Source organism: Pseudomonas sp. MF6394, from assembly GCF_002018845.1.
Lineage (GTDB): Bacteria > Pseudomonadota > Gammaproteobacteria > Pseudomonadales > Pseudomonadaceae > Aquipseudomonas > Aquipseudomonas lactis.
In genome coordinates, this window is sequence record NZ_MVOJ01000012.1 from 150095 (window position 1) to 163235 (window position 13141).

Sequence of the window (13141 nt, forward strand, 5' to 3'; positions counted from 1 at the left end):
TCGCAGGCAAGCCAGCTCCCACATTGTTTTACGATGGTTTCAAGGGATCTGTACGCCTTCGGTCAGCAGCATGTCCACCAGCCGAATCAGTGGCAGCCCTACAAGGCTGGTCGCATCCGGCCCGTCCGTGCTCTGGAATAAGCTCACACCCAGTCCCTCTGCCTTGAAGCTGCCCGCACAGTCATAAGGCTGCTCGATCCGCAGGTAGCGCTCAATACGTTCTGCATCCAGTTCGCGCATGTGTACGGTAAACGGCACGCAGTCGACCTGGCAGTGCCCAGTCTCGCTGTTGAGCAGCGCCAGGCCCGTGAGGAAGCTCACGCGCTTGCCGCTGGCCGCCAGCAGTTGCTCGCGAGCGTTTTCGTAGGTGTGGGGCTTGCCGATGATCCGGCCTTCCAGTGCAGCGACCTGATCCGAGCCAATGATTAAATGGCCAGGATGGCTGGCGGCGAGGGCACGGGCCTTTTGCTCGGCCAGGCGCTTGACCAGTTCGATGGCGGACTCATCCGGGCGGTGGCTTTCGTCGATATCCGGCGAGCTGCAGGTGAACGGCAGGTGCAGGCGGCTCAGTAATTCCCGGCGATAAACCGAGCTGGACGCGAGTAATAAAGGCAGCATATACGTCTCCTCAAGGCAGTCGCCGATTCTAGCGACGTGACCGGCTGACGCACAGGGCTGAATTTCCTTTGACATGGCCGGGTGCATCCCTATAATGCTGCGCCTATGTTGAATGACCCGATTCCACCTCACGTTGACCCGCGCAAATTGGCTGATCGTGGCACCACCCTTCAAGGTGAAGTGCTGCTGGCCGATTTGGAGAGACTCTGCGACCCGCTTTCCGACACTGTCGGTACGGTGCAGGCACAATTCGTTTTTGAACGAGATGAACGTAAATCTGTGGTAATCCACAGCGTTATCGACACCGAAGTCAAAATGGTTTGCCAGCGTTGTCTTGAGCTGGTCACCCTGCCGATCCACAGCGAATGCAGTTATGCTGTGGTGAAAGAGGGTGCGAATACCCAGTCGTTGCCGAAAGGTTATGACGTGCTGGAACTGGGCGAAGATCCATTGGATCTGCATGCACTGATCGAGGAGGAGCTTTTGCTCGCCTTGCCCATTGTGCCTGCTCATCATCCGGAAGAATGCCAGCAGCCGGAGGGTCTCGATGACGAGGCCGAGCCGAGCGAGGACGAGGTAACGCGGTCCAACCCGTTCAGTGTATTGGCGCAGTTAAAGCGTGACCCAAACGTTTAGGAGTTAATCAATTATGGCTGTTCAGCAGAACAAAAAATCCCGCTCCGCCCGTGACATGCGCCGTTCGCACGACGCTCTCGAGGCTAGCACCCTGTCTGTGGAAAAGACCACTGGTGAAGTTCACCTGCGTCACCACGTATCGCCAGAAGGCGTATACCGTGGCCGTAAAGTGATCGACAAGGGCGCTGACGAGTAATCACTTGTCTGCTCAAGTCATCGCGATTGACGCAATGGGCGGGGACTTCGGTCCCCGCAGCATTGTTCAGGCCTGCATTGCCAGCCTGTCTGCCACGCCCTCGCTGCACCTGACCCTCGTCGGTCAACCCTCCCTACTTGAAGAACTGATTGCCAGCCATCCGGCGGTGGATCGCGCGCGCCTGACGATTACGCCAGCCAGCGAAACCATTGGCATGGATGAAAAGCCGGCGGTTGCCCTGCGTGGCAAACCCGATTCTTCAATGCGGGTGGCCCTTGAGTTGTTGCGTGATGGCAAGGTGCAAGCCTGTGTCAGTGCCGGCAACACGGGCGCGTTGATGGCGTTGTCGCGGCATGTGCTCAAGACCTTGCCGGGTATTGATCGGCCGGCCATGGTGGCGGCGATCCCGACGCAGAAGGGCTATTGCCAACTGCTGGACCTGGGCGCCAATGTCGATTGCAGCGCCGAGCATCTGTTGCAGTTCGCCGTAATGGGTTCGGTGGCCGCCGAGGCGCTCGGCGTAGCCCGACCCGGGGTGGCTCTGCTCAATATCGGCACCGAGGACATCAAGGGCAACCAGCAGGTCAAGCTTGCCGCCACTTTGTTGCAAGGCGCGCGGGGTTTGAACTACATCGGCTTTGTCGAGGGCGATGGTTTGTACCGTGGCGAAGCTGACGTGGTGGTGTGCGATGGCTTTGTCGGTAATATCCTGCTCAAGTCCAGCGAAGGCCTGGCAACTATGATTGCCACGCGTATCGAAGCTTTGTTCAAGCGCAACCTGGCGTCACGCATGGTGGGTGCCTTGGCGCTGCCCTTGATGCGACGCTTGCAGGCCGACCTGGCGCCAGCACGGCACAACGGTGCAAGCTTTCTTGGCTTGCAGGGTATTGTGGTGAAAAGCCACGGTTCGGCCGGTGTGCTGGGCTTTCAAAGTGCAATTGCGCGGGCCCTGATCGAGATTCAAGAGAACCTGCCGCAACGCTTGCACGGCCGTCTTGAGGATCTGTTGCCTTAGGCGAATTGGCCCGGGAGTGCTTAAATGTGACCGGCCAGTTCAATTGACCATCCAATCTGTCAGTTTCGTTCGCGCCCACCGTAGGCCCGAGCATTTTTGACGACCAGATCATTAGGGGCTTGTTACATGTCTACATCCCTCGCATTCGTCTTTCCAGGGCAGGGTTCGCAGTCCCTCGGCATGTTGGCCGAGCTGGGCGCGCAATACCCGCTGATCCTGGACACCTTCAAGGAAGCTTCCGACGCCCTGGGTTATGACCTGTGGGCACTGACCCAGCAAGGGCCGGAAGCGCTGCTCAACCAAACCGATAAAACCCAGCCGGCCATCCTCACCGCTTCGATCGCCCTATGGCGCTTGTGGCTGGCAGAAGGCGGCGCACGCCCTGCCTTTGTCGCGGGTCACAGCCTGGGCGAGTACAGTGCCCTGGTGGCTGCGGGCAGCCTGACCTTGGCTGAAGCGGTCAAGCTGGTCGAGCGTCGTGGTCAACTGATGCAAGAAGCCGTTCCGGCCGGGCAGGGCGGCATGGCCGCTATCCTGGGCCTGGACGACGCGGTGGTGATCGAGGCCTGCGCCGAAGCGGCGCAAGGCGAAGTGGTCAGCGCGGTGAACTTCAACTCCCCAGGCCAGGTGGTGATCGCCGGCGCCAAGGCGGCTGTCGAGCGTGCCATTGAAGGTTGCAAGGCCCGTGGCGCCAAGCGTGCCCTGCCATTGCCGGTGAGCGTGCCGTCCCACTGCGAACTGATGCGCCCGGCTGCGGAGCGTTTTGCCGAGTCTATCGCGGCTATCAACTGGCAGGCGCCGCAGATTCCGCTGGTGCAGAACGTCAGCGCGGCCGTGGCCGCCGACCTTGACACCCTCAAGCGCGACCTGCTGGAGCAACTGTACAAGCCAGTGCGCTGGGTTGAATCGGTCCAGACCCTGGCCGCCAACGGTGCCACCGAACTGGTCGAGTGCGGTCCGGGCAAAGTCCTGGCCGGCTTGAACAAGCGCTGCGCCGACGGTGTGTCGACCGCCAACCTCAATACCCCTGAAGCCTTCGCTGCCGCTCGCGCGGCACTGGCCTGAATCCCGTACTTAGGAGAAGCCTGCATGAGTCTGCAAGGTAAAGTTGCACTGGTTACCGGCGCAAGCCGTGGCATTGGCCAGGCCATCGCCCTGGAACTGGGCCGTCAGGGCGCCGTTGTGATCGGCACCGCCACCTCCGCCTCGGGCGCCGAACGTATCGCCGCGACCTTGAAGGAAAACGGCGTACAAGGCACCGGTCTTGAGCTGAATGTGACCAGCGATGAGTCCGTGGCTGCCGTACTGGCACAGATCACTGCTCAGTTCGGTGCGCCGGCTATTCTGGTGAACAACGCCGGGATCACCCGTGACAACCTGATGATGCGCATGAAAGACGACGAGTGGTACGACGTGGTCGATACCAACCTGAACAGTCTGTTTCGCCTGTCCAAGGGCGTTTTGCGCGGCATGACCAAGGCGCGTTGGGGCCGAATTATCAATATTGGCTCCGTAGTGGGTGCCATGGGCAACGCAGGCCAAGTAAACTATGCCTCTGCCAAGGCCGGCCTGGAAGGTTTCAGCCGCGCACTGGCGCGTGAAGTCGGCTCGCGGTCGATTACGGTCAACTCGGTGGCCCCTGGGTTCATCGACACCGATATGACCCGCGAACTGCCGGAAGCACAGCGCGAAGCCTTGCTGACGCAGATTCCGCTGGGCCGTCTGGGCCAGGCTCAAGAGATCGCGAATGTGGTCACTTTCCTGGCATCTGACGGTGCGGCATACGTGACTGGGGCTACAATCCCGGTGAACGGCGGGATGTACATGAGTTAAATTGTGACGGATCGCTTCAAAAAAATGTCATACGAGCTGTCTAAAATCCGTTATAAAGCTGCAACTTAATTTATAGGCAGGTGGTCGACCGGGTACAGGGTGAAGCTTTCAGTTGAAAAGCTGAAATGGCTTTCTATACACTTACCCACTGGCCAGCTGCCTGAATTTGTCCATTAGGAGTTAAACAAGGTATGAGCACCATCGAAGAGCGCGTCAAGAAAATCGTCGCCGAGCAACTGGGCGTTAAGGAAGAAGAAGTGGTCAACACTGCTTCCTTCGTAGAAGACCTGGGTGCCGATTCCCTTGACACCGTTGAGCTGGTGATGGCTCTGGAAGAGGAATTCGAGACCGAAATCCCGGACGAAGAAGCTGAAAAAATCACTACTGTTCAAGCTGCCATCGACTACGTTACTAGCCACCAGGCGTAATAGTTTGTAGTCGTCGCTTGCTGTCAGGGAAAAACCGCACTGCTGTAACGGCGTGCGGTTTTTTCTTTAGCGGCGATGAAAAAGTGTCGTCATTAGAAAAAGGAGAGTGCTGTGTCGCGTAGACGCGTCGTAGTCACCGGTATGGGTATGTTGTCGCCACTGGGTACGGATGTGCCGAGCAGTTGGCAGGGCATTCTGGCTGGCCGCAGTGGTATTGGTCTGATCGAACATACGGACCTTTCTGCCTATTCCACCCGTTTTGGCGGCTCGGTAAAGGGCTTCAATGTCGAGGAATATCTCTCGATCAAAGAGTCCCGCAAGCTCGACCTGTTCATTCAGTACGGCCTGGCTGCCGGTTTTCAGGCAGTGCGTAACGCCGGCCTGGAAGTCACCGACGCCAACCGTGACCGCATCGGTGTGGCCATGGGTTCGGGTATTGGCGGTCTGACCAATATCGAAGAAACCAGCCGCACGCTGCATGAGACTGGCCCACGTCGAATTTCACCGTTCTTCGTACCGGGCTCGATCATCAATATGATTTCCGGCTTCCTGTCCATCCATCTGGGGGCACAGGGGCCTAACTACGCGATTTCAACGGCGTGCACCACAGGCACCCACTGCATCGGTATGGCGGCGCGCAACATTGCCTACGACGAAGCCGATGTGATGATCGCCGGCGGCGCCGAAATGGCCGCGTGCGGCCTGGGCATGGGCGGCTTCGGCGCGTCCCGTGCGCTGTCGACCCGCAATGACGAGCCGACCCGTGCCAGCCGTCCGTGGGACAAAGGCCGTGACGGCTTCGTGCTGTCCGACGGTGCCGGTGCGCTGGTGCTCGAAGAGTTGGAGCACGCCAAGGCGCGTGGTGCCACCATCTACGCCGAACTGATCGGGTTCGGCATGAGCGGTGACGCGTACCACATGACTTCACCGCCGTCCGACGGAGCGGGTGCTGCGCGTTGCATCACCAATGCCCTGCGCGATGCGAAGGTCAACCCCGACCAGGTGCAGTACATCAACGCCCATGGCACTTCGACCCCGACTGGCGACTTGGCGGAAGCCGAGGCCATCAAGTCGGTGTTCGGTGAGCATGCCTACAAGCTGGCGGTCAGCTCCACCAAGTCCATGACCGGCCACCTGTTGGGTGCGGCGGGCGCGGTCGAGGCGATCTTCAGTGTGATGGCAATAAGGGATCAGGTCGCTCCGCCGACCATCAACCTTGATGAGCCGGACGAAGGCTGCGACCTGAACTTCGTGCCCCACGAAGCGCAACCCATGCCGATCGACGTGACGATTTCCAACTCGTTCGGTTTCGGTGGCACCAACGGTTCCCTGGTGTTCCGCCGGTTCGCCGAGTGATGCACAGCTGGGTCGACGGTCAGCCAGCGGACAACGTGCCCCTGAAAGATCGAGGCCTGGCGTATGGCGATGGGGTGTTCGAGACCATCGCCGTCAAGGCCGGGCAGCCGTTGCTGCTCGACCGCCACCTGCAACGCCTGGAAGAGGGTTGCAGGCGTTTGGCATTGGTGGTGGATCACGGGTTGATTCGCCACGAAGTGCTGAGCTTCGCTGCCGGCCTTGGCGACGGTATTCTCAAATTGATCCTCACCCGTGGCGACAGCTTGCGCGGTTATGGCATCAACCCTGGCGCGCCGGTGCGCCGCATCTTGCAGGGTAGTGCGCCCGCTGTTTACCCACCCACTCATGAAGTCGAAGGCGTGCGCCTGTTTGCGTGTGCCACGCGTTTGGCGCAGCAGCCGCTGCTGGCCGGTATCAAGCACCTCAATCGTTTGGAGCAGGTGATCGCGCGTGCCGAATGGCAAGATACCGAACATGCCGAAGGCCTGATGCTGGACATGTCTGGTCGGGTGATCGAAGGCATATTCAGCAACCTTTTCCTGGTGCGCAACGGCTTGTTACTAACCGCTGATCTGAGCCGTTGTGGCGTTGCCGGCGTAATGCGCGCCGAAGTGCTGGCCCAGGCACAAGCGCTGGGCGTCCCGGTGGCCGTGGCCGACATCAGTGTGGAGCAGTTGCAACAGGCCGATGAAGTCTTCGTCTGCAACAGCGTATATGGCATTTGGCCGGTGCGTGGCTGCGCTGCGATGAGCTGGCCGGTTGGGCCACTCACCCGTAAACTGCAGGGCATTGTTCGCGCGCTATTGGATATTTGAGTTGATACGAAAACTGGTGTTACTGCTGCAGATCAGCCTGGTCTCGGCGGCGTTGCTCGTGGGCTTTTCGGCCTGGAAACTCGACTCTGCTCTCAAGCAGCCCCTGAAGCTGCCTCAGGAGCAGTTGCTCGACGTACCCGCTGGCGCTACGCCGACGGGCACCTTCAATCGTCTGGAAGCCGACGGCGTGCTCGACGATGCCTTTTGGCTGCGTCTGTACTGGCGCTTCAACCTCGAAGGCCAGCCGCTGCACAGCGGTGAGTACCGCATGAGCCCGGGCCTTACCGCCGAGGGTTTGATAGGCCTGTGGCAGCGCGGCGAAGTGGTGCAGTACAGCCTGACCTTGGTGGAGGGCTGGAATTTCCGTCAGGTGCGCACCGCCCTGGCCAAGCATGAAAAGATCGTGCAGACCCTGGCGGGCCTGACGGACAGCGAAGTGATGGATAAGCTCGGCCACCCAGGTGTGTTTCCTGAAGGGCGGTTCTTCCCCGACACCTACCGTTTTGTCCGCGGCATGACCGATGTCGAATTCCTGAAAAAAGCCTACAACCGCCTGGACGATGTACTCGCCCAGGAGTGGAGCAAGCGGGCTGCCGACGCGCCCTACACCGACCCTTACCAAGCGCTGATCATGGCGTCGCTGGTGGAAAAGGAGACCGGTGTGCCCCAGGAGCGCGGGCAGATTGCCGGTGTGTTTGTGCGTCGCCTGAAGATCGGTATGCTGCTGCAGACCGACCCCACCGTGATCTACGGCCTGGGTGAGCGCTACAACGGTAAATTGACCCGTGCCCACCTCAAGGAAGCCAACCCCTACAACACCTACATGGTCGCCGGCCTGCCGCCTACGCCCATCGCGATGGTCGGCCGCGAGGCGATCCATGCCGCGTTGAACCCGGTGCCGGGCAGCAGCCTGTATTTCGTCGCCCGTGGCGATGGCAGCCATATATTCTCGGATAACCTGGATGCGCATAATGCCGCCGTGCGTGAGTTCCAGCTCAAGCGCCGTGCCGATTACCGTTCCAGCCCGGCCCCGGTGGTGAAACCGCTGGAAGATCCGGCACCTTCCAGCGATGCACCCACCCCTGACGTACCGATCGAGCCCGCGCCGGACACTACCGCGCCGCAAAGCCTGCAATGACTCTGACTAAGGACTGCCTGTGACTGGCTTGTTTATTACCCTGGAAGGCCCGGAAGGCGCCGGCAAAAGCACTAACCGTGACTACCTGGCCGAGCGCCTGCGTGCGCAGGGCATCGAGGTGGTGCTGACCCGTGAGCCGGGCGGTACGCCGTTGGCCGAGCGCATCCGTGAAGTGCTGTTAGCCCCGGGTGACGAGCCGATGAACCCGGACACCGAGTTGCTCCTGGTGTTTGCCGCCCGGGCACAGCACCTGGCCGAAGTGATTCGCCCGGCCCTGGCGCGGGGTGCCGTGGTGATCTGCGACCGGTTTACCGATTCCACCTACGCCTATCAGGGCGGGGGCCGGGGTTTGTCCCTGGAGCGTATCGCCACCCTGGAAACTTTCGTGCAAGGCGATCTGCGCCCCGACCTGACCCTGTTGTTCGACCTGCCGGTGGAAGTGGGCATGGCCCGCGCCAGTGCGCGGGGCCGCCTGGACCGTTTCGAGCTGGAAGGCCAGGCCTTTTTTGATGCAGTGCGCAGCGCTTTCCTGCAGCGCGCCAAGGCTGAGCCCGCACGTTATTACCTGTTGGACGCCGCCCAGCCGCTGAGCCAGGTGCAACAGGCTATCGACGCGCTGTTGCCCGCCCTGTTGGAGCGTAGCCGTGGCTGAGTCCTACCCGTGGCAGGACGGCCTCTGGCAGCAACTGGCGGGGCGCGCACAGCACGCCCACGCCTATCTGCTGCATGGGCCGGTGGGCATCGGTAAGCGCCACCTCGCCGAACGCCTGATGGGGAGCCTGTTGTGCCAACGCCCGGTCAATCTGGAGGCGTGTGGCGAGTGCAAGTCCTGCCTGTTGCTCAAGGCCGGTAGTCACCCGGACAACTATGTGCTGGAACCCGAGGAAGCGGACAAGGCCATCAAGGTCGACCAGGTGCGCGACCTGGTCAGCTTCGTGGTGCAGACCGCGCAGATGGGCGGGCGCAAAGTGGTGCTGATCGAGCCGGTCGAGGCGATGAATATCAACGCGGCCAACGCCTTGCTCAAAAGCCTTGAAGAGCCGTCCGGCGATACCGTGCTGTTGCTGGTGAGCCACCAGTCCAGCCGCTTGTTGCCGACCATTCGCAGCCGTTGCGTGCAGCAGGCTTGCCCGTTGCCCAGCGAGGCCATGAGCCTGCAATGGCTGGCGCAGGCGTTGCCCGAATGCAGCGCAGAAGAACGCGGCGAGTTGCTGACCCTGGCGGCCGGTTCGCCTTTGGCGGCAGTGAAGCTGCAGGCCCAGGGCGTGCGCGAACAGCGTGCACTGGTCGTGGATGGCGTGAAGAAACTGCTCAAGCAGGAACTGTCCGCCACGCAACTGGCCGAAAGCGCCTGGAAGGACATTCCGCTGTTGCTGCTGTTCGACTGGTTCTGCGACTGGTCCAGCCTGATCCTGCGCTATCAGCTTACCCAGGATGAGAGCGGCCTGGGCCTGGCGGATATGCGCAAGGTCGTGCAATACCTGGCGCAAAAAAGTGCCCAGGACAAAGTGCTGAACATCCAGGACTGGATCCTCGCCCAGCGCCAGAAAGTCCTCGGCAAGGCCAACCTCAACCGCGTGCTGTTGCTCGAGGCATTGCTGGTGCAGTGGGTAGGCCTGCTCGGGCGCCGTTAAATTCCGTGGCCGACGGGTGTATCGTTGGCCCTACCTCTTTTGTGACTTAAGCCCTGATTCCTATGCTCGTAGATTCCCATTGCCACCTTGATCGCCTCGACCTTGCCCAGCACGGCGGCTCCCTCGACGCCGCCCTTGAAGCGGCCCGCCAGCGTGGTGTAGGGCACTTCCTGTGCATTGGCGTCAGCGCCGACAATGCCGCCGACGTCAAAGCCCTGGCTGATCGCTACGCCGACGTCGATTGCTCGGTGGGCATCCACCCGCTGGACCTCAAGCCTGGCGAAGCCCCGGCGCTCGATTGGTTACTGGGTGAACTCAACCACCCGCGGGTCGTGGCCATTGGCGAAACCGGCCTGGACTACCACTACGAGCCTGAAGCTGCCGAGTTGCAGCAGGCCTCGTTCCGCCTGCACCTGCAAGCCGCCCAGCAGACGCGCAAGCCGGTGATCGTCCACACCCGAGGCGCCCGCGCCGATACCCTGGCCTTGCTGCGGGAAGCCGCGTTGCCACAGGCCGGCGTGCTGCATTGCTTTACCGAAGACTGGGACATGGCCAAGGCTGCCCTGGACCTGGGGTTCTATATTTCCCTGTCGGGCATCGTCACCTTCCGCAATGCCGACGCGCTGCGCGATGTGGCCCGCCAGGTGCCTGCCGACCGCCTGTTGGTGGAAACCGACTCGCCGTACCTGGCGCCCATCCCCCATCGCGGCAAGCCGAACCTGCCCGAATATGTGCGTGACGTGGCTGATTACCTGGCGATGCTGCGCGGTGAGTCTTACGAGCGTTTTGCCGAGCAGACCACTGAAAACTTCAAGCGCCTGTTCCCGCTGGCCCACGTAGCCGGTTAGAGCGGCTGAATTGCAGGCAAAAAAAACCCGGGTTCTGGGGGGTGAATCCGGGCTAAGACCATTAGGAGTAAAACAAGGGCACGCAGTCCGTCGGTACCCAGGTCGACGCGTCACTTGGGGGAGATGTCGCGCCGACAGTTGAAGTATTGACCACTATCCCATTCAGTCCAGTCGTGATTGATCGTTTTTTAAACAGATTTGGAATACGCCGCCTTCGCTTGAGTTCTCATTGCGCTGATGGGCAGGTTCAGGTGTTGCGTATTATTTCTGACTGATAACCACGAAATCGTTGGCGCATTGAAAGTTATGTGCCTGACGGGTTCACATAGACATTGCCCAACGACCGTTCAGTCGGGATAATCCCTCGCATCGGGTAAATCGTATCGCCACGTATCCATGGCCCTGCGCAACCCTCCCTATTTCCGACCTTTGCAGACTCTTCCTCATGCACAAAGAACCCCGTAAGGTCCGTGAGTTTCGCCGCCGTGAGCAGGAAATTCTCGACACCGCGCTCAAGCTGTTCCTCGAACAAGGTGAAGACAGCGTCACCGTCGAGATGATTGCGGATGCCGTGGGTATCGGCAAAGGCACGATCTACAAACACTTCAAGTCCAAGGCCGAAATCTACCTGCGCCTGATGCTCGACTACGAGCGCGATTTGAACGAGTTGCTGCACTCGGCCGATGTCGACAAAGACAAGGAAGCCCTGTCCCGCGCTTACTTCGAGTTCCGCATGCGTGACCCGCAGCGCTATCGCCTGTTCGACCGCCTCGAAGAAAAGGTGGTCAAAGGTCACCAAGTGCCGGAGATGGTCGAGGAACTGCACAAGATCCGTGCCTCGAACTTCGAACGCCTGACCCTGCTGATCAAGGGCCGTATCAGCGAAGGCAAGCTTGAAGACGTGCCTCCGTATTTCCACTACTGCGCCGCCTGGGCCCTGGTGCATGGCGCTGTGGCGCTGTACCACTCGCCGTTCTGGAGCAATGTGCTGGAAGACCAGGAAGGTTTCTTCCAATTCCTGATGGACATCGGCGTGCGCATGGGTAACAAGCGCAAGCACAGCCCGGAACTGCCGGGCGCCGAGAAGAGCGGCGAAACCCCTGCCACGTAAGTTATTCGCCACAGTGATGGCGCAATGATTTACTGCCAGGCGCAGTAACCCAGGAATATACTCAGGCAAGGACCTTGCTAAAAGCTGAGTTATGAGTCAGCTTTTAGCGCGCCCGAATTATCCTCTGCCGGAGTGATCCATGATCGTTGATCGTCAAGGCAGGCGTTTTCGCAATTTGCGGATCAGCCTGACTTCAGCCTGCAACTATGCGTGTACCTATTGCGTGCCAGACGGCAAGCGGTTGGTGGCTGCCCAGGATGAGCTGTCGGCCGAAGCCATGGCCCGGGGCGTGGCTTACCTGATCGAAGCGGCGGGTATCGAGCGCTTGCGCATTACTGGCGGTGAGCCGCTGGTCAGTCCCAAGCTGGAAGCCTTCATGGGCGCGGTAGGGCAGATGGGCCTGAGCGACATCAGCCTGACCACCAACGGCCAACTGCTGGCGCGCAAACTGCCGTTGCTGGTGGCTGCCGGCATTCGGCGCATCAATGTCTCCCTCGACACGCTGGATGCCGATGCTTTTCGCAGCATCGCCCGTGGCGGCGACCTGGCCACCGTGCTCGATGGCATGGACCAGGCCAGTGCTGCTGGGATCAAGATCAAGGTCAACATGGTACCGTTGCGCGGCCAGAACCTGGACCAGGTGATGCCGCTGCTCGATTACTGCCTGGAGCGTGGTTACGAGCTGCGCTTTATCGAACTGATGCGCATGGGCCACCTGGCCAAAGACTCCAACGCATTCCTGCAACAGTTCGTCAGCTTGCAACAGCTCCTCAGCTTGATCGGCGAACAACATGAATACCTGCAAGCCAACGCGCCCGTCGATGCGACTGCGGTACGCTACGAAGTGCCGGGCAAGGGCTTCTTCGGCGTGATCGCCAACGAGAGCGTACCGTTCTGCCGCACCTGTTCGCGGTTGCGATTGTCCTCCACCGGTTGGCTGCATGGGTGCCTGTCGTCCAGCAATCGCCATTATGTTGGTGACTTGCTTGATCAACCGCGTCACCAGGCGTTGCCGGCGTTGCAGGGCTTGTTGATGAAAGCCTTGGCTGACAAGCAGGAAGTGGCGTTTTCCGGCGGTGCCACGATCATGAAGATCATCGGCGGCTGATCGCGTTTTAATTCGGTTGCACATCAGTGGTGGGAGCTGGCTTGCCTGCGATGCTTATAGATCCTTCACAGCTTTCTAGGTTGTAGCCACCGACGGTAACCACGATGCGAAGCGAGCCGCTTTTGATCTTGCTTTTGATCTCAGGCGCCCCGTTAAACCACGCTGGCCGGAATTCGACAGGGATTTGGGGGGTAAACCGGCAGGGATGCCGGTTTAGCCGCCCCGCGCCATGGATGGCGCGTGGCGGCGGCCCCCCAAATCACTGGCGGATTACGGGCACACCGAGCCTAAGCGAGGTGCCGAGTGGTGGGGTAAGAGCCTTTTGCTTACTTTTGGGCTCTTTTCAAAAGTGAGCCGCCGTCAGGGCGGAACCCTAAGTGGCCGTTACCGCAGCAATGGATATGT

At 60.4% G+C, this 13141-nt stretch carries 15 protein-coding genes; 14 read left to right on the forward strand and 1 reads right to left on the reverse strand.

Translation table 11 applies throughout. The features are described from left to right. Positions 1 to 39: 39 nt before the first annotated feature. Positions 40 to 618 carry a Maf family protein gene (locus MF6394_RS14885; protein ID WP_078466958.1) on the reverse strand — a complete coding sequence of 193 codons (579 nt, stop codon included), beginning with the start codon at positions 616 to 618 and terminating at the stop codon, positions 40 to 42. A 105-nt stretch (positions 619 to 723) separates the two neighbouring features. Between MF6394_RS14885 and MF6394_RS14890 the strand changes: the two genes are divergently transcribed. The 14 genes from MF6394_RS14890 (at position 724) to MF6394_RS14955 (ending at position 12736) form a co-directional block, all read left to right on the forward strand. After that, entirely contained in the window at positions 724 to 1254 is a 531-nt protein-coding gene (locus MF6394_RS14890) for a YceD family protein (protein WP_032893131.1), read from the forward strand. 13 nt (positions 1255 to 1267) lie between these two features. Then, complete coding sequence (gene rpmF, locus MF6394_RS14895) at positions 1268 to 1450, forward strand: 50S ribosomal protein L32 (protein ID WP_003179396.1); 183 nt, start codon at positions 1268 to 1270, stop codon at positions 1448 to 1450. Positions 1451 to 1454: 4 nt separating this feature from the next. Beyond that, positions 1455 to 2465, forward strand: coding sequence for a phosphate acyltransferase PlsX (gene plsX, locus MF6394_RS14900; RefSeq protein ID WP_078466959.1), 1011 nt, complete (start codon positions 1455 to 1457; stop codon positions 2463 to 2465). A 126-nt stretch (positions 2466 to 2591) separates the two neighbouring features. Beyond that, positions 2592 to 3530: an ACP S-malonyltransferase gene (gene fabD, locus MF6394_RS14905; protein ID WP_014719563.1), complete on the forward strand. Its 939-nt coding sequence runs from the start codon at positions 2592 to 2594 to the stop codon at positions 3528 to 3530. Positions 3531 to 3554: 24 nt separating this feature from the next. Beyond that, complete coding sequence (gene fabG / locus MF6394_RS14910; protein WP_003189275.1) at positions 3555 to 4298, forward strand: 3-oxoacyl-ACP reductase FabG; 744 nt, start codon at positions 3555 to 3557, stop codon at positions 4296 to 4298. 191 nt (positions 4299 to 4489) lie between these two features. Then, entirely contained in the window at positions 4490 to 4726 is a 237-nt protein-coding gene (gene acpP, locus MF6394_RS14915) for an acyl carrier protein (RefSeq protein WP_003175607.1), read from the forward strand. A gap of 111 nt (positions 4727 to 4837) precedes the next feature. After that, positions 4838 to 6082 (forward strand): beta-ketoacyl-ACP synthase II, encoded by a 1245-nt coding sequence (fabF, locus tag MF6394_RS14920; protein WP_069558637.1) that lies wholly within the window; start codon positions 4838 to 4840, stop codon positions 6080 to 6082. Then, a complete protein-coding gene (gene pabC, locus MF6394_RS14925) occupies positions 6082 to 6897 on the forward strand; it encodes an aminodeoxychorismate lyase (protein WP_044272672.1) in 816 nt (271 codons plus the stop codon). The genes fabF and pabC overlap by 1 nt, the downstream gene beginning before the upstream one ends. 1 nt (position 6898) lies before the next feature. Then, positions 6899 to 8035, forward strand: a complete 1137-nt coding sequence (gene mltG, locus MF6394_RS14930) for an endolytic transglycosylase MltG (protein WP_078466960.1) — start codon at positions 6899 to 6901, stop codon at positions 8033 to 8035. A 19-nt stretch (positions 8036 to 8054) separates the two neighbouring features. After that, positions 8055 to 8687: a dTMP kinase gene (gene tmk, locus MF6394_RS14935; RefSeq protein WP_047710253.1), complete on the forward strand. Its 633-nt coding sequence runs from the start codon at positions 8055 to 8057 to the stop codon at positions 8685 to 8687. Continuing rightward, the gene (locus MF6394_RS14940; RefSeq protein ID WP_032893125.1) at positions 8680 to 9669 is read left to right on the forward strand and encodes a DNA polymerase III subunit delta'; all 990 of its coding nucleotides are present in this window, start codon (positions 8680 to 8682) and stop codon (positions 9667 to 9669) included. Before tmk ends, MF6394_RS14940 begins: the two co-directional genes overlap by 8 nt. Positions 9670 to 9731: 62 nt before the next feature. Next, on the forward strand, positions 9732 to 10517 hold the full coding sequence (locus MF6394_RS14945) for a TatD family hydrolase (protein WP_044272681.1): 786 nt from the start codon (positions 9732 to 9734) through the stop codon (positions 10515 to 10517). A 445-nt stretch (positions 10518 to 10962) separates the two neighbouring features. Continuing rightward, complete coding sequence (locus MF6394_RS14950) at positions 10963 to 11628, forward strand: TetR/AcrR family transcriptional regulator (protein WP_003189287.1); 666 nt, start codon at positions 10963 to 10965, stop codon at positions 11626 to 11628. Between the two features lie 139 nt (positions 11629 to 11767). Beyond that, entirely contained in the window at positions 11768 to 12736 is a 969-nt protein-coding gene (locus MF6394_RS14955; protein WP_044272683.1) for a GTP 3',8-cyclase MoaA, read from the forward strand. The last annotated feature ends 405 nt before the right edge of the window (positions 12737 to 13141 follow it).

Excerpts from the sequence above, each read along its gene's own strand:
- fabD (WP_014719563.1), top strand. The coding sequence starts at position 2,592 with ATGTCTACATCCCTCGCATTCGTCTTTCCAGGGCAGGGTTCGCAGTCC.
- rpmF (WP_003179396.1), top strand. The coding sequence starts at position 1,268 with ATGGCTGTTCAGCAGAACAAAAAATCCCGCTCCGCCCGTGACATGCGC.
- MF6394_RS14945 (WP_044272681.1), top strand. The coding sequence starts at position 9,732 with ATGCTCGTAGATTCCCATTGCCACCTTGATCGCCTCGACCTTGCCCAG.
- MF6394_RS14955 (WP_044272683.1), top strand. The coding sequence starts at position 11,768 with ATGATCGTTGATCGTCAAGGCAGGCGTTTTCGCAATTTGCGGATCAGC.
- MF6394_RS14885 (WP_078466958.1), bottom strand. The coding sequence starts at position 618 with ATGCTGCCTTTATTACTCGCGTCCAGCTCGGTTTATCGCCGGGAATTA.
- fabG (WP_003189275.1), top strand. The coding sequence starts at position 3,555 with ATGAGTCTGCAAGGTAAAGTTGCACTGGTTACCGGCGCAAGCCGTGGC.
- MF6394_RS14950 (WP_003189287.1), top strand. The coding sequence starts at position 10,963 with ATGCACAAAGAACCCCGTAAGGTCCGTGAGTTTCGCCGCCGTGAGCAG.
- MF6394_RS14890 (WP_032893131.1), top strand. The coding sequence starts at position 724 with ATGTTGAATGACCCGATTCCACCTCACGTTGACCCGCGCAAATTGGCT.
- acpP (WP_003175607.1), top strand. The coding sequence starts at position 4,490 with ATGAGCACCATCGAAGAGCGCGTCAAGAAAATCGTCGCCGAGCAACTG.
- pabC (WP_044272672.1), top strand. The coding sequence starts at position 6,082 with ATGCACAGCTGGGTCGACGGTCAGCCAGCGGACAACGTGCCCCTGAAA.